Source organism: Candidatus Pantoea communis, assembly GCF_011752685.1.
GTDB classification, from domain to species: domain Bacteria; phylum Pseudomonadota; class Gammaproteobacteria; order Enterobacterales; family Enterobacteriaceae; genus Pantoea; species Pantoea communis.
In genome coordinates this window covers 73,653-91,802 of the sequence record NZ_VWXC01000016.1, presented here as the reverse complement: position 1 = coordinate 91,802, position 18,150 = coordinate 73,653, and the positions used below count along the sequence as shown (strand labels likewise).

The following is an 18,150-nucleotide window of genomic DNA, read 5'->3' as shown; positions in this document are numbered from 1 at the left end:
ACTTTTTATGTGGATCATTCTGGCTGGCGCACTCACTGTGCTGTCACCTGCCAAACGCCTTGCCGTACTTCTGCTGTTATTGGCGACGATAATGGGCCTGTTCCAGGATGTGCTGGACTGGCCTGCTCTCGCCATTTTAGGTGCCATCGCTTTGCTGGCGTGGGTGCGGGTGGAAAATCCCACCAACCGTGCCGTGTTGCTGATCAGCGAAGCGCTGCTGGTGTTGATCGCCGGTGGCCTGTTCCTGCATCTGCTGCCTGGCTTTAACAACCCGCGTCAGATCGAGGAGATGCAGGTTGGCCCCAACAGTGTGCCGTTCAGCTTTTACTACAACTTTGATAAAGCGCTGATTCCCTTTGTGCTGCTGGCTGCCTTGCCCACGCTGTTCCGTACGCAGAAGTTTCCTGCGCCGCACAAGATTCTGTGGCTGCTGTTACTGGCGGCGATCCCGCTGCTGCTGTACGTCGCGATGCTGCTGGGTGGATTGGCGATTGAGCCACACTGGCCGGACTGGCTCGGCAGCTTTATGCTGGCAAATCTGTTCTTTGTTTCGCTGGCCGAAGAAGCGTTCTTCCGTGGCTATGTGCAACAGCGCCTGCGCCAGAAAATCGGTGGCGTAGCGGCACTGTTGCTCACCGCACTGCTGTTTGGTCTGGCGCACTTCCCTGGCGGCATGATGCTGGTGGTCTTCGCCACTCTGGCCGGGTTAATTTACGGCCTGGCGTGGCACTGGAGCGGGCGTGTGTGGGTCGCCACCGGCGTCCATTTCCTGTTCAACATGACGCATCTGCTGTTCTTTACCTATCCGGCGTTACAGCACTAAATTTCGAACACCGCGAAATCCCGTGCCAGCTCGGTCGCTGCAAACACCGACTGGCACTCCGCCAGCAGTCTCTCTCGATCACTCGACAAATAACGCGAACTGAAGTGCGTGGCGATCATGCGTTTTGCACCTGCCAGTTTTGCTACCTCGGCCGCCTGAATCGTCGTGGAGTGGCCGCGACCATTGGCTTTTTCGGCCATTGCGGCTTCCAGCGTGGTTTCATGCACCATCACATCCGCATCAGCCGCCAGCTCAAGTGCCACTTCGGTCGGGCCGGTATCACCGAATATCGCCACCACTTTGCCTCTGGTCGCCGGGCCGAGATACGCCGCGCCGTTAATTTCGCGCCCATCCTCCAACCGGATGCGTTTACCCTCTTTCAAATCCTGATACCACGGCCCACGCGGCACCCCTTCCGCTTTCAGGCGCGGCGCATCGAGGAAGCCCGGTTTATCATGCTGTTCAATGCGATAGCCATAGCACTCCACCACATGATTCATCGGATAGGCGATGACGCGGAACGCACCATCATCCAGCACTTCGCCCGCTTCAATTTCGACGATCTCCAGCGGGAAGCCGGTGTAAGAACCACTGAGACTGAGCGCCGTCTCGACAAACTGTTTGATGCCTTTTGGACCGTAAATGGTCATCGGCTCCAGCAGCCCGGCCATCGAACGGCTGGTGAGCAAGCCCGGCAAGCCAAAGATGTGGTCACCGTGCAGGTGGGTAATAAAGATTTTTTCCAGCTTGCTCGGCTTGAGCGCGGAGCGCATAAACTGATGCTGCGTCGCTTCACCGCAGTCGAACAGCCAGGTGTCGCCCCGTTTCGACAGCGTCAGTGCAATCGCCGTGACGTTACGTTGCAGGCTCGGCGCACCCGCGCCAGTGCCGAGAAAAGTCAGATGCATAATGTCTTCCATGTAAGCGGAACCTGGATTTAACCCTATCACAAACATAGGCTGAACCTTTGCGCCTCTTGCGCAAGCAGCGTTACACTCTATGCCAATTTTCTTCCAACAGATGGACACAACGGATGACCAGACATTTTGACTACCTCGCCATCGGCGGCGGCAGCGGCGGTATCGCCTCAATTAACCGTGCCGCGATGCATGGCCAGAAGTGCGCGCTGATTGAAGCCAAAGAGCTGGGCGGCACCTGTGTCAACGTCGGCTGCGTACCGAAAAAAGTGATGTGGCATGCGGCACAGATTGCCGAAGCTATCCACCTGTACGGCCCGGACTACGGTTTCGATACTACCGTGAATCATTTTGACTGGTCAGTGCTGGTGAAAAACCGCAGCGCCTATATCGATCGCATCCATACCTCTTACGACAACGTGTTAGGTAAAAACAACGTGGAAGTGATCAAGGGCTTCGCCCGCTTTATCGATGCCAACACCGTGGAAGTGAACGGCGAGACCATCACGGCCGATCACATCCTGATCGCCACAGGCGGTCGTCCAAGCCATCCAAAAGTGCCTGGCGCGGAATACGGCATCGACTCTGACGGTTTCTTTGAGCTGGATGCGCTGCCGAAGCGTGTCGCGGTGGTCGGCGCAGGGTATATCGCGGTGGAACTGGCCGGTGTGGTCAACGCACTGGGCGCCGAAACCCATCTGTTTGTGCGTAAGCATGCGCCACTGCGCAGTTTCGATCCGCTGATTGTCGATACGCTGGTGGAAGTGATGCAGGCCGAAGGCCCAACGCTGCATACCGAGTCGATCCCGAAAGCGGTGATCAAGAACGCCGACGGCAGCCTGACGCTGCAGCTGGAAAATGGCCATGAGCAAACCGTCGATTGCCTGGTATGGGCGATTGGTCGCGAACCGGCTACCGATAATCTTAACCTCTCCGTGACCGGCGTGGCGCTGAACGAGAAAGGCTATATCAACGTTGATAAGTTCCAGAACACCAACGTGAAAGGCATCTATGCGGTGGGCGATAACACCGGCGCGGTGGAACTGACCCCCGTCGCCGTCGCTGCCGGTCGTCGCCTCTCCGAGCGTCTGTTCAACAACAAACCCGACGAGCACCTGGATTACAGCAATGTGCCGACCGTGGTATTCAGCCATCCACCGATTGGTACCGTTGGTTTGACCGAACCGCAGGCGCGCGAGCAGTACGGCGACGACCAGGTGAAAGTGTATAAATCTTCCTTCACCGCGATGTACACCGCCGTCACCCAGCATCGCCAGCCGTGCCGCATGAAGCTGGTGTGTGTTGGCCCGGAAGAGAAGATTGTCGGCATTCACGGTATCGGTAACGGTATGGATGAGATGCTGCAAGGCTTCGCTGTGGCACTGAAGATGGGCGCTACCAAGAAAGATTTCGACAACACCGTGGCGATTCATCCGACGGCGGCGGAAGAGTTTGTCACCATGCGTTGATCAATGGGGCGGCATTTGCCGCCCTTTTTACTGCATCAGCAACACCGGCACTTCCACCACCGCCACGTCCTGCTCACCGCTCTCCATCAGGCGGAACACCGTTTCCATCATGCCTGCCACATCCTGTTTCACCATGCTGATGTCTTTACACAACAGCGCGACGAACGGGTCCCAGTCGAAACAGCCAATCGCCGGGTGTTTATCATCGGATAACAGATCCTCAGCACGCAGAAACTGCACCACCCCTTCCAGCGAAATGGTCGAATTCACAAACAGGCCAAATTGCCCCGTTACATACTGCTGAAAGTGATTTTTCAACGCCGTTTGCGCTTTTTCTGGCTCGTAGCCACACAGCAGCAGATTTTCCTCCGGCACAGAAATGCCTCGTTCCTGATGTGCCGCCAAAAAGCCGCACAGGCGCTCTTTACTGTTGTGATCGCTGGCACGCCCTCCGATAAAAATCAGCGGCTGCGGGCACTTCTCCAGCAGGCTACGCGTCAGGCTCAATGCGCCATTGAAGTTATCCGAAATCACTGAAGGCGCCAGCGAACCGGGCAGATCAAGATTCAGCGAGGGAACGCCCGCGGCCTGACAAAGTGCAGTGATACGATCTGGATCGGTGGCTCCGGTCACCACCATGTAATCCACCTGCCAGGAGAGCATGGTGCGCGCCGCTTCGAGTTCCAAATCAGGATCGCGCTGCGTGCAGGTAATGACCGGGAACAGGCCACGATCGCGCGCCATCTGCTCAAAACTTTCCACGATTGAGCCAAAATAACGGTTGTCGTATTTAGGCACGATCATACCGATGGTTTTCGAGCGCGTGGTTCGCAGCATGCTGGCCTGTCGATTCAGCGCATAACCCTGCTCTTGCGCAATCCGGCTCACCTTCTCAGCAGTGCTGGCACTGATGCGCCGCTTCTTCCAGTTGCCGCTTAAAATCGCGCTCACCGCGCTTGCCGAAACTTCCGTGAGTTCCGCGAGGTCATAAATGGTGGTTTTCTTGTTTTTGCCGATCCCCGTCACAGAACCCATCCCTTTATTGCTCTTTTTGTTGCTGGTTAAAAGTCGGGGTGATAGTTGTGCTTCATCGATTGAGCACCACCTAAAACGCCATTGATAAAGGATTATAAGATGAACACGAACCTCTTCTCCATGCATAACCCACTCAACGGAAAAGTTGCCGCCATTACTGGCGCTGCCTCCGGTATCGGTCTGGAATGCAGCAAAGTGCTGCTGCAGGCCGGGGCTAAAGTCGTCCTGATCGATCGCGATGGCGACAAGTTGCAGCAGCTGGTGGCGGAACTAGGCTCTCAGGCATTGCCGCTGCAGATTGACCTGATGGACGGCAAACAGGTTGACGGGATTCTCGACGACATTCTCAAGCTGGCGGGCCGCCTCGATATTTTCCACGCCAACGCCGGTGCCTACATTGGCGGGCCAGTGGCGGAAGGCGATCCCGATATCTGGGATCGCGTACTGAAACTCAACACCAGCGCGGCCTTTCGCTGCGTGCGTTCGGTGCTGCCGCATCTGATCGCGCAGAAATCGGGTGACATCATTTTCACCAGTTCGATTGCGGGCGTGGTGCCCGTGGTCTGGGAACCGATCTACACCGCATCCAAATTTGCAGTGCAGGCTTTTGTGCATTCAACCCGTCGTCAGGTGGCGCAGCATGGTGTGCGCGTCGGTGCAGTGCTGCCGGGTCCGGTGGTCACTGCCCTGCTCGATGACTGGCCGCAGGAGAAACTGGAGGACGCGCTGGCCAATGGCAGCCTGATGCAACCCATTGAAGTGGCGGAATCGGTGCTGTTTATGGTGACACGTTCGCCGGGTGTCACGGTGCGCGATATTGTTATCCTCCCCAACAGCGTTGACCTGTAACCAGCCGAGGTGCAGCAGCATGAGTAACGAAAAATATCTGATTGGTGTCGATGTTGGTTCGGCCAGCGCTCGCGCGGGCGTGTTTGACCGCGCGGGAAATCTGTTAGGCCATGCAAAACAGTCCATCACCACCTTCCGTGCCCACGGTCATGTGGTTGAGCAATCCGCCAATGAGATTTGGCAGGCGGTCAGTCACTGCGTGCGCGAGGCAGTGGCCACTGCCGCTATCGATCCCGCTGCGGTGGCTGGCATTGGCTTCGATGCCACCTGCTCGCTGGTGGTGATCAATGAACAGGGGCAACCGTTGCCCGTCAGCCCAAACGGAGAGGCGGAACGCAATATTATTGTGTGGATGGATCACCGCGCCACGCAGCAGGCCGATGCCATTAACGCGACGAAACATCCGGTGCTCGACTACGTGGGCAGACGCATCTCACCGGAGATGGAGATGCCAAAACTGCTGTGGCTGAAAACCCACAACCCGCAGACGTTCCAGAACGCCGCACACTTTTTCGATCTCACCGATTACCTCAGCTGGCGCGCGACAGGCGATACGGCGCGCTCATCCTGCACCGTCACCTGTAAATGGAACTACCTTGCCCATGAGCAGCGCTGGGATGCCGACTACTTCAGTGCCATTGGCCTGCCGGAATTCGCTCAGGAGAAATTTGCGCGTATCGGACAGCAGATCGTCAAGCCAGGCACACCGTGCGGCACAGGTTTAACCGCGCAGGCCGCCGCCGACTTTGGCTTATCTGCTGGCACGCCCGTGGCCGCCGGGTTAATCGATGCCCATGCAGGCGGCGTCGGTACGCTGGGCGCAGATGGCAGCCCGGAGGATAAACTCGCCTATGTGTTTGGCACCTCGTCCTGCACCATGACGCCGACGCGTGAAGCCGCGTTTGTGCCAGGTGTGTGGGGTCCGTATTACTCGGCGATGGTGCCGGGTTTATGGTTGAGTGAGGGCGGACAAAGCGCGGCAGGCGCCGCCATAGGTCGCCTGCTGGAGATGCATCCAGCCGCCGCGAGTGCACAGCAGGCCGCCGATGCCGCTGGCCTTTCACTGCCGGTGTACCTTGCGGAACAGGCTTTGCAGCAAGCTCGCAGTGAATCAGCAACGGTGGATTTAGTCGAAGGTCTGCATATCGTGCCGGAATTTGCGGGTAATCGTGCACCTTTTGGCGACCCTTACGCGCGAGCGGTGATTTGCGGTCTGGGTATGGACAACGATGAAGCGAGCCTGATCGCACTGTATATCGCCGGCTTGTGCAGCCTCGGCTACGGCCTGCGCCAAATCATTGAGGCGCAAACCAGCAAGGGTATCGTCACGCGGTCGATTGTCATCAGCGGCGGTGCCGGGCAACACTCGCTGGTACGCCAGTTGCTGGCGGACAGCTGCCAGCTTCCTGTGCAATCCACCCACTGCCCTGAGCCGGTATTACTGGGTTCAGCGATTCTTGCCGCTGCCGCCAGTGACGTATATTCCGACGTCACCTCGGCGATGGCCAGCATGACCACTGATGAAAAGCGCTGGCATCCCGAGCCGTCGTATTCCCTGCTGCATCAGCACCGTTATGATGCCTTTAAATTATTGCAGAGCAGCGCACGTAATATTCGTCAGATAAGCGAATAAACATCGAATAATATTCCAGTGCGCCGCACAAACGTCGGCGCACGGTTATTTTTCCCTGCCATTTCCTGCAAGATAAAATTTAATTTCTTCACTACTCAAGTTTACGCCACCGGGATACTATTTATCCCTTAGCTAGCGCCCTTCGCGCTGGCATTTTTATGCGTTTTTTAAGGCAAGGGGAGCAACATGTTTACCGGTATTAAGCCGTGGTTCGAGGTTCAGGCAACCGCATGAATATCATCAGTATAATTATGTCTGCAGGCAAAGCCTCGGTGGATGTCGCGTTGTACACGCTTATTCCTATCATGGTGGTGATGTTATTCATCATGAAATATCTGGAAGTCAAAGGCGTGCTGGATTTTGTGGTACGTCATTCCACTCCGTTATTAAAACCTTTAGGTATTACCGGACTGGCGTTATTTGCCCTGATTCAGCTTAACTTTGTCAGTTTCGCCGCGCCGTTAGCGGCATTAACGATTATGGAAAAACGCGGCACTTCCGATCGCCATATGGCGGCCACGCTGGCGATGCTGTTTGCCATGGGGCAAGCCAACGCTTTTTATCCGTTGATTCCTGCCGGGCTCAACTGGAGTGCCGCGATACTCATCTCCATCTGCGGCGGGGTGCTGGCGGCAGCCACCACTTATCATTTCTTTGGGCGCAAGCTCTCGGATGCAGCGCTGCTCAATGAAGATGAAGCCGTTGCGAATAATGAAAGCAAAATGGGACTGATCGCCATCATCAACAGCGCGGGTGCGGACGCGATTCGTCTGGCGCTGGGATCGCTGCCGATGCTGATTCTCTCACTGTCGGTGGTGGGGATTTTGAAAGAGTCCGGCGGGATTGAGATGCTTACCCGACTGGTTTCTCCGCTGCTGGACAGATTCAACATCTCTGAAGTGTATATTCTGCCTGCACTGACAAAATGCCTGGCAGGCGGCACCGCCTACTACGGCGTGGTAGCCGGGCTGGTCGAAAAAGGTTTATACAGTGCGCACAACATCAACGCCTCGGCGGGTTGGTTTATTCAGACCTTTGATTTACCGGGGATTGGTATCTTCCTTGGCCTGTCGAGTCGTTTCCCGCGTCTGTTCCGTTTCGCCGTGCCGGGCATCATCCTCGGCATTGCGCTGCGCGGTGTGGCACACGCTCTGATATTTTAATTAACCCTGGCGCTGAAAGACTTATTCAGCGCCTTGTTTAAATAACACTACAATTCCCGCGTGTTATTTTAAATTAACCCTATTCCTTTTATCGTTATTTTCATCAGTTGCATCACCTTTAATTATCGTACTATTATCACCAGCATGGTTTTGCACAAACCCATTAATCCCGATGAATTATCCGGTTAATTAATTCCTTAATTACATTGCAGGTAATATTCCTGTACGTCATCTATTGATACGCAGATAGGGTAGATCCATGAGCGGTAAGCAAATAACGTGGAATGGCGGGTTACAACCTGAAGCCATCGAGATTTTGTCCCAGGACGGTGGCATGATTGTGAGCCCAACGAAAGTCGGTTACATCATCATGACCTCCGATAAAGCCGGGTTAGAGCGTAAGTTTGAAGCCAAGCAGCGCAAGCGCAACAAGCCAGGCGTGGTACTGTGTGGCTCGCTGGAACAACTGCGTTCACTGGCTCAACTGACGCCGGAAATTGACCAGCTTTATCAGCAGCATTGGGATCAGGATATTTTGCTGGGCTGTATTTTACCGTGGCGCGAAGATGCGCTGGCGCGTATTCCGGCTGACGGTTCAAAAGAGCTGATGATGGATGGCCGCCAGACCAGTTGCTTCGTGATTAAATTTGGTCGCCCAGGCGAAAATATTGCGAAAGCGCTGTGGGAAGATCTCGGGAAATTCTCCTTCGCCAGTTCAGCCAACCCATCAGGTCAGGGTAACCGTGGTTTGGTTGAAGGAATTGGCGAACGTATTGAATCGCGTGCCGATTTAATTATTGAAGCCAATGACTACGTGAAATCCATTCAGCCTAACGACGAAAATAAAGTGCGCTACGAACAAGGCGTAATGGTGTCGATGGTCGATAGCGAAGGTCGTCTGATTCCACAGCAAAACGGCGAGCGTAAAATCACCCCGTGCCCGGTATTGATTCGCAAAGGCCTTGATGTCGATAAAATCATGGCGTTGCTGTCGGACATCTTCCCGTCCTGGGATTACCGTCACGGCGATTACTACTGATGTAATAAGCCTGTTTCCCGGCGTGGGAAACAGGCTTCCCTGCTACCACTCCACGGTGATTTTGCCGAAGTGTCCCGCCGACTGCTGATGCTGGAAGGCCGCAGGCAGATCGTTCAGCGCACCATAACTGTCACTGATTACCGGGCGAATACCCGTTTGCTCTAACGCGCGCACGAAATCCTGCTGCTGACGACGATGGCCGACAATCAACCCCTGAATACGCGCCTGCTTTGCCATCAATAGCGAGGTGGGTATCACGCCTTCGAACCCGGTCAGCACACCAATTAACGCGATATGACCGCCCACGCGCACCGCTTCAATCGACTGTGCCATGGTGCCCGGCCCGCCCAGTTCAATCACCACATCCGCACCTTTGCCCTCAGTCAGCTGCTGTACCGCTTTGCCCCACTCCGGCGTGGTGCGATAGTTGATGCCCGCATCGGCCCCCAGCTCTTTGGCTCTGGCCAGCTTCTCATCCGATGAAGATGTGACAATCACTCGTGCGCCCATCGCTTTGGCAATTTGCAGCGCGGTAATCGACACGCCGCCGGTGCCCAACGTGACGATGGTATCGCCCGATTTAATCTGCGCATCGCCCACCAGTGCGCGCCATGCCGTCAGGCCAGATGTGGTAATCGTCGCTGCTTCGGCATGCCGCCAGCCGCGCGGTGCGAGGGTAAAGTGATGCGCCGGACGCACCACCACTTCGGCGGCAAACCCATCAGCGCCATCACCTGGCGTTTGGGTGAAATTGCCGACCTGAGCAAACGGTAGCCCATCCTGCCACTGTGGGAAGAAACAGGACACCACGTGATCACCGGGCTTAAAGTCGGTGACGCCTGCACCCACTTCTTCCACCACGCCCGCACCGTCCGCCATCATAATGCGATCCTGCTCGGTGGGGATCGATCCGTTAGCCACCAGCAGATCGTGAAAGTTAAGTGAGGTGGCATGGATCGCCACGCGGATCTCTCCGGCGCCCGGTTTACCGGGATCGGGCAGATCCGCCAGCTGCAAGTGCTCTAAACCGCCGGGTTGTTTCAGGATCATCGCTTTCATAACCACTTTCTCCTTAGCAAAACGCTCAATACAAAGCATGCCGCTGCGAAACGTGCATGCCTTCTTTTGTGCGCTAAGTTTGGCAGCGATGCCGCTTCCCTGCCTGTTACTCCGTGCGGTTATGCGAACAGCTTTTACACATCCGCACGATAGGCTATCTCTTTCTGCAAACGCAGCTCTGCCAGGCGTCGTTCCAGCGCGGCTTCGATATTGTCATACGCCGTGCTGCCCAGTGCCAGACGCAGCGGCATGGCGGGTTGATCCAGCGTGGCGATCATCGCGGTGACAGATTTTACGGCATCGCCTTTGATCGCGAACTCGCCAGACATAATCGCGCGGCGCACTTCACCGGAGGCGGTGTCCCGATAAACATCCTGCGCCTCAGCAATATCCAGCCCGGCACCAAAGTTAGTGGCGGTTGGCCCCGGCTCCACCAGCAGGAAATCGATGCCAAAGCTGGCAACTTCCTGGCGTACCGCTTCAACAAATCCTTCGATGCCCCACTTGCTGGCGTGATACAGGCTGAAGTTGGGATAAGCCACCTGCCCGCCTTCCGAGGAAACCTGCGCGATGCGCCCGCCGCCCTGCAGGCGCAACAATGGAATTACGGCGCGAATCAGCTGAATGGAGCCGGTGAGGTTGGTGGCGATCTGACGATCAATCTGCGTATCGCTCAGCTCTTCCGCCGCGCCAAACAGACCATAGGCGGCATTGCTGACCACCACATCGACGCACTCAACGTTGGCAAATGCCTGCGCGATGGCTGGCGCAATGCTGGCGGTGTTCGCCAAATCCAGCATCATGACCTGTAACTGCTCACCGTATCGTGCTTGCAGTTCCGCCATTGCCTCAGTGCGACGTACGCAGGCCAGCACGCGATCGCCACGTGCCAGTAAATCTTCACTCATTAAGCGGCCCAGCCCACTGCTGGCACCGGTAATTAACCAGGTTTTCATTTTGTCGTCCTCCGGTTGAAAACCCGATGATAGATCGCTTTACTGGTGGTCATAATCTCCCTAATCGCGCATGACCTGGTGAGGAAATACCACCAATGAGAAGACCTTCCTGGCATGAACTTCAGGCCATCAAAACGTTGGGCGAGCAGCGCAGCTTCCGCCGTGCCGCTGAGATGCTCGGCCTGAAGCGCTCTTCACTCAGCCATTTGGTGAAAACGCTGGAACAGAATCTGGGGGTACAGCTTTTTCAGCGCACGACCCGTAGCGTATCGCTCACTGATGCCGGACAACAGTTAATCGATCGCCTCGCTCCACTACTGAATGAAATGGATGAAGTGCTGCACGATGTCAGCGCTCGCCGCCAGCAGCACGCAGGCACCTTACGCATCAGTGCCAGCGATGCGGCTATTAGCATCCTGCTGGAAAAAGTGGTGCCGGGATTTTGCGCTGATTACCCGAATATTCAGCTCGATTTTGCCGCACAGGGTGAACTGGTGGATATCACAGCCGCCGGGTTTGATGCCGGCATTCGGCTGATTGAAGATGTGCCGCAGGATATGGTGGCGATTGCGCTGGGCGGCCCGCTGAATTTTATCACCGTGGCTTCACCGGCCTATCTCGCCGCACACGCCCCCATCAAGCAGCCGCAGGATTTGTTGCAGCAGCAGTGCATTCGCCATCGTCTGCCGAGCGGGAAACGCTATCGCTGGGAGTATGAGAATGCGGGGAAACGCTATGAACTGGATGTACCGGGCACGATCACCTTAGATAATAACGCGCTGATGACCCGCGCGGCCATCAGCGGATTGGGCATTGCTTATGTACCGTCGCTTTACGCCGAAGCGGCGCTGCAATCCGGCCAGTTAGTGGAACTGCTCGCCGACTGGCGGGTGCAGTCGGCAGGTCTGGCCTTGTGGTTCCCGCCCAACCAGCATCAGTCGATGGCGCTGCGGCTGTTTATCGATGCGTTGAAAATCAGTCTGCCGCGCCAGTCGTAATTCAAGCCTGACGCTGTGGTGCTTTGTGCACCATGGTGTAAGCATAATCCACGCCCATGCCGTATGCGCCGCTGTGCTCACGCACCAGATCCATCACCGCATCGTAGGTTTCTTTGCGTGACCAGTCGCGCTGGTATTCCAACAGCACTTGCTGCCAGGTCACCGGCACCGCACCGGCCTGCACCATGCGCTGAATGGAGCGTTCGTGGGCATCGACGCTGGTGCCGCCTGAGGTATCGGTCACGACATACACTTCAAAGCCCTCTTTCAGCGCCATCAGTGCCGGGAAGGTCAGGCACACTTCCGTCCAAAGCGCAGAGATGATCAGCTTCTTACGGCCGGTTTGCTTCACCGCTTCAACGAATTTGGCATCTTCCCATGAGTTCATCGAGGTGCGTTCAATCGGCTTCGATTCCGGGTGCACCGCCAGCAGTTCTGGCCAGATGTAGCCGCTAAAACTTTCGGTTTCTACAGAGGTATAAATCACCGGCACGTCGAAAACTTTGCCCGCTTTTGCCAAAGCGACGGTGTTATTTTTGAGCTGCTGGCGATCAATATTGGCGACGCCGAAAGCCATCTGTGGCTGGTGGTCGATAAAGATCAGAGTTGAGTTCTGTGGGTCGAGCAGGTCGAGTTTAGACATGATGTATTCCTCTAAAGTGTTTTTAAATTTGTGTGTTGTGCTGCTGGAATGAACTTTAGAGAAAGGGGCCGCGAAGAGATAACGCAAAGAATTTTACAACTTGTTCAAACTGTTTTTAGAAGACTGATTTAAAAAGATAAATTAACACTCAACACAGCAATTTCAGCCTCAAATGCGCTGTTTTTCACATTGCTTCCGGTGTATCAGCAGGCGTAACCTGTGCCAACAAAATCATAAAAAACACCATCGCAAAATGATCGTACGTCCTCGTCAACACTGGTTCATCAGGTTGTTTGATTGGCACGGCTCGGTGCTGGTTAGCATTGTGTTTCGCCTGTCGCTCAACCTGCTGATGTCGGTGATCGCCATTATCGGCTATCCGTGGTACTCCACTTTCGGCATTCACCTCACGACTGCACCGTTCAGCCTGATTGGTGTGTCGATTGCCATCTTTCTTGGCTTCCGCAATAACGCCAGCTATGCGCGATTTATTGAAGCACGTACGCTGTGGGGCAATATGCACATCACGCAGCGCTCACTGCTGCGCCAGATAAAATGCATTCGCGGCATCAGTGAAGCGCAAGTGCAGGAGTTTGTAGGGCTGCAGCTGGCATTTAGCTGGGCAATGAAACATCGGCTGCGTAAAACCGATGCGCAGGCCGATCTGGCGCGCTTGCTGCCGGAGAAGTGGCATAGTGCCGTATTGAGCCATCCGATGCCGACCTCACAGACGTTGTTATGCATGGGCGAATGGCTGGCGCAGCGGCGCGATGAGGGTCTGGTGTCGGATATTGTCTGGCAGAGTATCGATGACAATCTCAATCATCTGTCGGCTTATCTGGGCGGCTGCGATCGCCTTGCCAGCACGCCGATTCCGTTTGCCTACAGCCTGATTCTGCATCGCACCGTGTACCTGTTCTGTACCCTGCTACCGTTTGCGCTGGTGGCGGATTTGCATCTGATGACGCCGCTGGTGTCGGTGTTTATCTCGTACACCTTCCTATCGCTGGAGTCACTGGCGGAAGAGCTGGAAGATCCGTTCGGCACTGCGCCCAACCATCTGCCACTGGATGCGCTGTGCGTGAATATCGAACGTAATTTGAAGGCGATGAACAATGATTTCCCGTTGCCGGAACCGCGCCAGCCGGATGAGCATTTTAATCTGACGTAAAGCGTCCATTTGCCTGGCGCGCATAACAACACAGCCGGGCATATGGCTAACAGCTCAGACCGACCACATAGCTAACACTTTTGTGGTCCGTCTCTTCGGATAATACTTTTTTTTGCCCGATTAACTGTGCAGATCCAGCCAGCGCACATACGCCTGATCCCAGAGCGCAGCAGGCGTACCCGCTTTCCCCAGACCAAAGCCATGCCCACCGCTGCTCAGCTCAATCAACTCCACTGGCACCTGCATCCGACGGCAGGCATCGCGCATCATTTCAGTGTTATGGGGATTGGAGGTGTGATCATCTTCCGCCTGCGCCAGGAACGTCGGTGGATATTGTCGGGTGACATAATTCTGCACTGACCAGTTCGCTTCCTGAGTGGGTGTGGCGTGATCGCCTACCATCATCAGGTGCGTCTTGGTGTTCTGATACGGCGCTTCGAGGGTGATCACCGGATAAATCAGGCCAACGCTATCGGCCGTAGGTCGGATTTGATCGAGCGGGTCCTGCGCCGGATAGGTTTCGAAATCAGGACGTGCGGCCGCCATGCCAAGCAGATGTCCGCCAGCGGAGAAGCCGAGCAGATGCACTTTACTCTCCATAGAACGCACCAGACGAATGGCGCGCTGCGCATCCTGCAGCGGCGCGAGATTGCCCGCCTGCCACTTTTCTCCCGGCAAGCGGTAACTCAGTACATACACGGTGTAACCGTTGGCATTTAACCAGCGCGCTACAGGCCAGGCTTCACGTCCCATGCCGATAAAACGATAGCCGCCGCCAGCCGCCACGATCACCGCTTCGCCGTTGGGATTCTCGGGGCGAAATCGTTGAATCGCCGGAGAAACGATGTTGGTCCAGGAGCCGTTCATACTGACTTTCAACAGCCCAGACGGCCCACCGCCGCCCGGCGGATCGTCTGGCCACAATGGGATAATGTCATCACGGGCAAACAGTTTGCCTGTGGTCATTGAGAGGACGGTTGCCCCGGTTGCCAACAAAAAGTGACGCCGTGTAAGTTTCATGCCCAGTAGCCAGTATTGAAATAAACATGTCAGCCTTGTGGGCTGCGTCTCGTTATGTGATACGTGTCAACTTTCAACGCTGGCGATTATGTACGCATTTTGTACAAAAGATCCATAGAAAAAGCGCCTATAAAGGCGCTTATTTTATAGTGAATCCGCCAAATTTTTCCGCTACATGAAAGCGAACACTCGAGATCACGTAATTGGTTAGACGCTGAAATCCCCTAAATAATTCGAGCTGTAGCAAGGCGGCAAGTGCGTGAGTCCCCAGGAGCTTACTGCAGTAAGTGACTGGGGCGAGCAGACGCAGCCAATGCCGCTACAGTTCGAAGTATGACGGGGATTTAATCCTGTTGCTGGAATTGGGTCATCACAGTTTGCTCGCACTGCTGCTGATTATGGCGCAGCTGCGCGCGTTCATCCTCGCCCAGTTCCATCCAGGCGCTGATCACTTCCTGCGCCGTTTCTTCATTGAATTCAGGCTTATCCATCGCCGAAGAAGACTGGCTGGCAGCCAGCTGAGACTTCATCTTCGCGGTATAGGTATCCAGATCGCTGGTCTTTTTTTCCGTGCTCACCAGATGGCACAACTGGCTGGCATACACATTCTCTTCACTGGTGTTATCACCGTCAGCGGCGAAGAGAGGGGCGGAAAGCGAGAGCCCAACGAGGGCGATTAATATGGCTTTCATAACAGACTCCAGTAATTTCCAGAAAATCACTTTTGATTATGTTGCGCACGTGCCGCCTGACGGGCGGCACGCCAGTTTAATAACGGCGTCACCGTGATGCCGTGCAGCACGATGCTGCACACCACTAACGTCAACGCCATATCCACCATTTGCTCTGCCTGCGGGCCACGCATGCCGTGCACCCAGGCATAAGCAATGTAATTGATACTGCCGATGCCGCGAATCCCCAGCCAGCCAATGAGCAGACGGCGCATGAGCGGTATCTCACAGCGCCAGGTGGTGATCCACACCGCCAGCGGACGCACGACCACAAACAGCAGCAGCGCGAGGCCAATGCCGGTGAGATTCCAGTGCTGCGCCAGTGTGACTCCCAGCACCACCATCATCGCGGCGGCCAGCAACCGCTCGATGGTATCACCAAATGACAACGCATCGCCGACCACCAGGCCCACTGATTTCACCATACCGCTGCCACCGTGTGCCAGCCGTTGGTTGGGATTGACGCGGGCTTCTGCGGGCAGGTATTGCTCCTCTTCTGACAACGCTTCCTGCGGATAGTGCTTCACCACGCGCAGTTCTGCACGACGTAATCCCACGCCAGCCGCAAAAGTCGCCAGGAAGCCCGAGGCCTCCAGCGACTGCGCCGCCGCATAACTGAGCGCGATGAGCGCCAGCGCGAGAAAATCATTGGGCGCTGTGTCCTGATGCGCGCTGCGCAGATGGGTTGCCAGATGGCCAATGACGCGACCCATTAGATACCCAATCGCTAGCCCGCCACCAATGGCCCACAATCCATCTTTCAACACCCATTCACTCAGATGGCCGATATCCAGTGAGCCAGATTGCATCAGCAGTAACGCCAGCATCAACAGCGGTAGCGCCGAACCATCGTTCATTCCCGCTTCGCTGGAGAGCGCCACGCGCAACGCGTCATCATCACGCGCATCGTTAACGGAAATCAGACTCGCCAGCACCGGGTCGGTGGGTGCCACGATGGCACCAAATGCCAGCGATATCGCCCAATCGAAGCCGGTCATCCAATGCACCAGCAGCGTCATGCCGCCTACGGTAAGCAGCATCGCGGGAAAGGCCAATCGCACGCCGACACGCCAGGCATGTGCGTTGAGCGGGAGACGTAACTTAAGTCCGGTGATAAACAGCGAGGCGGCCATGGCGATTTCAGTGAGGTGGGCCGCAAGGTTGGCGTGCCCGAGGATGTCGATTTGCAGCAGATTGAAGACCCACGGGCCGCACAAAATGCCCGCAAGCAGGTAGAGCCCAAACGAAGTCACTGGCCCACGATGGATCCATCCGGAGGCCAGTGACATAAGAAGTAACAGACCACCGGTGGCGGCGGTCCAGGCCAGGAAGTTCATAACGCTCCGTTTTTAAATAACATTCTCCCTTAAGCCTGGCACAAGATACTCAATCAGTTTTTCAGATGGCGGCTCGCCAGACGGATCATCAGGGCAAGCGCAGCGGCGAGTGTGGAGAGCGTCACCACGCCGGTCCAGCCGAAGTGGGCCAGCGCCAGGCTTCCAAGTGCCGCACCGGTCGCCATGCCAATAAACACCACGGTAAACATCAACGCATTCAGTCGGCTACGCGCTTCTGGTGCCAGACTGTAGACCAGCGTCTGATGCGCCACCAGCGTGGCCTGCACGCCCAAATCGAAGCCGATGGTGCTGATGATGATCAGGCCAATCTGAGCCGGAACCGGTAACAGTGGCAGCAGGAACATCAGCGCAAATGACACCATCACCAGCGTGGCACCATACTGGGTGACACGTGCAGGGCCGATGCGATCCGCCACGCTTCCCGCCAGCGGTGCCGCCAGGGCCCCAGCCGCACCCGCCAGACCAAACGCCCCTGCTACTGCACTGTCAAAATGGAAGCGCTCACTTAGCATCAGGGCCAGCGTTGACCAGAAGGCACTGAAACCCACCGACAGCAAGCCCTGCGCCAGTGCGGCACGACGTAGCGTCTGGTGATGTTGCCACAGGTGCGCCAGCGACAGCAGCAGACGTGGATAGCTGACAGAGGTGCCCGGTTTGAAGCGCGGCAACACACGCCACAGCGCGAGGCTAATCAACAGCACGGCCACCGCCGCCACCATGTACATGGTGCGCCAGCCCAGATATTCCGCCACCACGCCGCTCACCACGCGTGACAGCAGAATACCGACCAGCAAGCCGGTCATCACCGTGCCCACTGTTTTACCGCGACTGCGTTCTGGCGCGAGTGCCGCCGAAGCAGGCACGATGTCCTGTGCCACGGTCGCGGTTAAGCCGGTGACAAAGCTGGCGATCAGTAACGCGTTGATGCCGCCCGAGAAGCCACACAGCAACAGCGCGGCGACCAGCATCAGTCCTTTAATCAGGATAATGGTGCGGCGGTCATGGCGGTCACCGAGCGGTGCCAGCAGCAGAATACCGAGTGCATATCCCGCCTGGGTCAGCATCGGCACCATACCAACACTGCCGATACCGACGTTAAATTGTTTGCTGATGATATCCAGCATCGGCTGACTGTAGTAAATCGATGCCACGCTAAGCCCGGCACCTGCAGCAAGCGTGAACACCAGCGGCGCTGGCAGTTTTTCAGCTGGCAATGCAGTAGATTGCGAAATGGCTGACATAGTGAATTCCCCCGTGAAAGTGCGCTTATTAAAGCGCGTCGCGGC

General features: G+C 56.1%; 17 protein-coding genes. 8 read left to right on the top strand and 9 right to left on the bottom strand.

Features of this window, described 5'->3' with window-relative positions; translation table 11 throughout:
• The first annotated feature begins 7 nt into the window (after nt 1-7).
• On the top strand, nt 8-823 hold the full coding sequence (locus F3J37_RS19795; protein WP_166935212.1) for a CPBP family intramembrane glutamic endopeptidase: 816 nt from the start codon (nt 8-10) through the stop codon (nt 821-823).
• Here F3J37_RS19795 and rnz read toward each other — a convergent pair.
• Nucleotides 820-1,731 carry a ribonuclease Z gene (gene rnz / locus F3J37_RS19790; protein ID WP_166935210.1) on the bottom strand — a complete coding sequence of 304 codons (912 nt, stop codon included), beginning with the start codon at nt 1,729-1,731 and terminating at the stop codon, nt 820-822. The two genes, F3J37_RS19795 and rnz, sit on opposite strands and share 4 nt — an antisense overlap.
• A 125-nt stretch (nt 1,732-1,856) precedes the next feature.
• Here rnz and gorA point away from each other — a divergent pair, with 125 nt between their 5' ends.
• Complete coding sequence (gorA, locus tag F3J37_RS19785; protein ID WP_166935208.1) at nt 1,857-3,209, top strand: glutathione-disulfide reductase; 1,353 nt, start codon at nt 1,857-1,859, stop codon at nt 3,207-3,209.
• 27 nt (nt 3,210-3,236) lie between these two features.
• On the opposite strand, the gene F3J37_RS19780 is transcribed toward gorA, so the two are convergent.
• Nucleotides 3,237-4,235 (bottom strand): LacI family DNA-binding transcriptional regulator, encoded by a 999-nt coding sequence (locus F3J37_RS19780; protein ID WP_166935239.1) that lies wholly within the window; start codon nt 4,233-4,235, stop codon nt 3,237-3,239.
• Nucleotides 4,236-4,343: 108 nt separating this feature from the next.
• Between F3J37_RS19780 and F3J37_RS19775 the strand changes: the two genes are divergently transcribed.
• From F3J37_RS19775 to F3J37_RS19760, 4 genes are all read left to right on the top strand, one after another.
• Nucleotides 4,344-5,093, top strand: coding sequence for an SDR family oxidoreductase (locus tag F3J37_RS19775; RefSeq protein ID WP_166935206.1), 750 nt, complete (start codon nt 4,344-4,346; stop codon nt 5,091-5,093).
• Nucleotides 5,094-5,112: 19 nt separating this feature from the next.
• A complete protein-coding gene (locus tag F3J37_RS19770) occupies nt 5,113-6,726 on the top strand; it encodes an FGGY-family carbohydrate kinase (RefSeq protein ID WP_166935204.1) in 1,614 nt (537 codons plus the stop codon).
• A gap of 230 nt (nt 6,727-6,956) precedes the next feature.
• A complete protein-coding gene (locus tag F3J37_RS19765) occupies nt 6,957-7,889 on the top strand; it encodes a nucleoside recognition family protein (protein WP_166935203.1) in 933 nt (310 codons plus the stop codon).
• 259 nt (nt 7,890-8,148) lie between these two features.
• Entirely contained in the window at nt 8,149-8,928 is a 780-nt protein-coding gene (locus F3J37_RS19760) for an L-threonylcarbamoyladenylate synthase (RefSeq protein WP_166935201.1), read from the top strand.
• A 42-nt stretch (nt 8,929-8,970) separates the two neighbouring features.
• Here the strand turns inward: F3J37_RS19760 and F3J37_RS19755 are convergent, their stop codons facing one another.
• Nucleotides 8,971-9,987, bottom strand: coding sequence for a zinc-dependent alcohol dehydrogenase family protein (locus F3J37_RS19755; protein ID WP_166935199.1), 1,017 nt, complete (start codon nt 9,985-9,987; stop codon nt 8,971-8,973).
• A gap of 134 nt (nt 9,988-10,121) precedes the next feature.
• Entirely contained in the window at nt 10,122-10,943 is an 822-nt protein-coding gene (locus tag F3J37_RS19750) for an SDR family oxidoreductase (protein WP_166935197.1), read from the bottom strand.
• Nucleotides 10,944-11,038: 95 nt separating this feature from the next.
• Here F3J37_RS19750 and F3J37_RS19745 point away from each other — a divergent pair, with 95 nt between their 5' ends.
• Nucleotides 11,039-11,941, top strand: a complete 903-nt coding sequence (locus F3J37_RS19745) for a LysR family transcriptional regulator (RefSeq protein WP_166935195.1) — start codon at nt 11,039-11,041, stop codon at nt 11,939-11,941.
• A gap of 1 nt (nt 11,942) precedes the next feature.
• Here the strand turns inward: F3J37_RS19745 and F3J37_RS19740 are convergent, their stop codons facing one another.
• The gene (locus F3J37_RS19740) at nt 11,943-12,584 is read right to left on the bottom strand and encodes a hydrolase (protein WP_166935193.1); all 642 of its coding nucleotides are present in this window, start codon (nt 12,582-12,584) and stop codon (nt 11,943-11,945) included.
• Between the two features lie 253 nt (nt 12,585-12,837).
• Here F3J37_RS19740 and F3J37_RS19735 point away from each other — a divergent pair, with 253 nt between their 5' ends.
• Complete coding sequence (locus F3J37_RS19735) at nt 12,838-13,755, top strand: bestrophin family protein (RefSeq protein WP_097119412.1); 918 nt, start codon at nt 12,838-12,840, stop codon at nt 13,753-13,755.
• Between the two features lie 120 nt (nt 13,756-13,875).
• Here the strand turns inward: F3J37_RS19735 and F3J37_RS19730 are convergent, their stop codons facing one another.
• The 4 genes from F3J37_RS19730 to F3J37_RS19715 form a co-directional block, all read right to left on the bottom strand.
• Nucleotides 13,876-14,721: an alpha/beta hydrolase gene (locus F3J37_RS19730; RefSeq protein WP_034819812.1), complete on the bottom strand. Its 846-nt coding sequence runs from the start codon at nt 14,719-14,721 to the stop codon at nt 13,876-13,878.
• Nucleotides 14,722-15,119: 398 nt separating this feature from the next.
• Nucleotides 15,120-15,467 carry a YaeQ family protein gene (locus F3J37_RS19725; protein WP_045814112.1) on the bottom strand — a complete coding sequence of 116 codons (348 nt, stop codon included), beginning with the start codon at nt 15,465-15,467 and terminating at the stop codon, nt 15,120-15,122.
• 26 nt (nt 15,468-15,493) lie between these two features.
• A complete protein-coding gene (locus F3J37_RS19720; protein WP_166935191.1) occupies nt 15,494-16,843 on the bottom strand; it encodes a cation:proton antiporter in 1,350 nt (449 codons plus the stop codon).
• A 53-nt stretch (nt 16,844-16,896) separates the two neighbouring features.
• The gene (locus F3J37_RS19715; RefSeq protein WP_166935189.1) at nt 16,897-18,105 is read right to left on the bottom strand and encodes an MFS transporter; all 1,209 of its coding nucleotides are present in this window, start codon (nt 18,103-18,105) and stop codon (nt 16,897-16,899) included.
• Nucleotides 18,106-18,150: the final 45 nt, after the last annotated feature.

Excerpts from the sequence above, each read along its gene's own strand:
- F3J37_RS19795 (WP_166935212.1), top strand. The coding sequence starts at position 8 with ATGTGGATCATTCTGGCTGGCGCACTCACTGTGCTGTCACCTGCCAAA.
- rnz (WP_166935210.1), bottom strand. The coding sequence starts at position 1,731 with ATGCATCTGACTTTTCTCGGCACTGGCGCGGGTGCGCCGAGCCTGCAA.
- gorA (WP_166935208.1), top strand. The coding sequence starts at position 1,857 with ATGACCAGACATTTTGACTACCTCGCCATCGGCGGCGGCAGCGGCGGT.
- F3J37_RS19775 (WP_166935206.1), top strand. The coding sequence starts at position 4,344 with ATGAACACGAACCTCTTCTCCATGCATAACCCACTCAACGGAAAAGTT.
- F3J37_RS19770 (WP_166935204.1), top strand. The coding sequence starts at position 5,113 with ATGAGTAACGAAAAATATCTGATTGGTGTCGATGTTGGTTCGGCCAGC.
- F3J37_RS19765 (WP_166935203.1), top strand. The coding sequence starts at position 6,957 with ATGAATATCATCAGTATAATTATGTCTGCAGGCAAAGCCTCGGTGGAT.
- F3J37_RS19760 (WP_166935201.1), top strand. The coding sequence starts at position 8,149 with ATGAGCGGTAAGCAAATAACGTGGAATGGCGGGTTACAACCTGAAGCC.
- F3J37_RS19755 (WP_166935199.1), bottom strand. The coding sequence starts at position 9,987 with ATGAAAGCGATGATCCTGAAACAACCCGGCGGTTTAGAGCACTTGCAG.
- F3J37_RS19750 (WP_166935197.1), bottom strand. The coding sequence starts at position 10,943 with ATGAAAACCTGGTTAATTACCGGTGCCAGCAGTGGGCTGGGCCGCTTA.
- F3J37_RS19745 (WP_166935195.1), top strand. The coding sequence starts at position 11,039 with ATGAGAAGACCTTCCTGGCATGAACTTCAGGCCATCAAAACGTTGGGC.
- F3J37_RS19740 (WP_166935193.1), bottom strand. The coding sequence starts at position 12,584 with ATGTCTAAACTCGACCTGCTCGACCCACAGAACTCAACTCTGATCTTT.
- F3J37_RS19735 (WP_097119412.1), top strand. The coding sequence starts at position 12,838 with ATGATCGTACGTCCTCGTCAACACTGGTTCATCAGGTTGTTTGATTGG.
- F3J37_RS19730 (WP_034819812.1), bottom strand. The coding sequence starts at position 14,721 with ATGACCACAGGCAAACTGTTTGCCCGTGATGACATTATCCCATTGTGG.
- F3J37_RS19725 (WP_045814112.1), bottom strand. The coding sequence starts at position 15,467 with ATGAAAGCCATATTAATCGCCCTCGTTGGGCTCTCGCTTTCCGCCCCT.
- F3J37_RS19720 (WP_166935191.1), bottom strand. The coding sequence starts at position 16,843 with ATGAACTTCCTGGCCTGGACCGCCGCCACCGGTGGTCTGTTACTTCTT.
- F3J37_RS19715 (WP_166935189.1), bottom strand. The coding sequence starts at position 18,105 with ATGTCAGCCATTTCGCAATCTACTGCATTGCCAGCTGAAAAACTGCCA.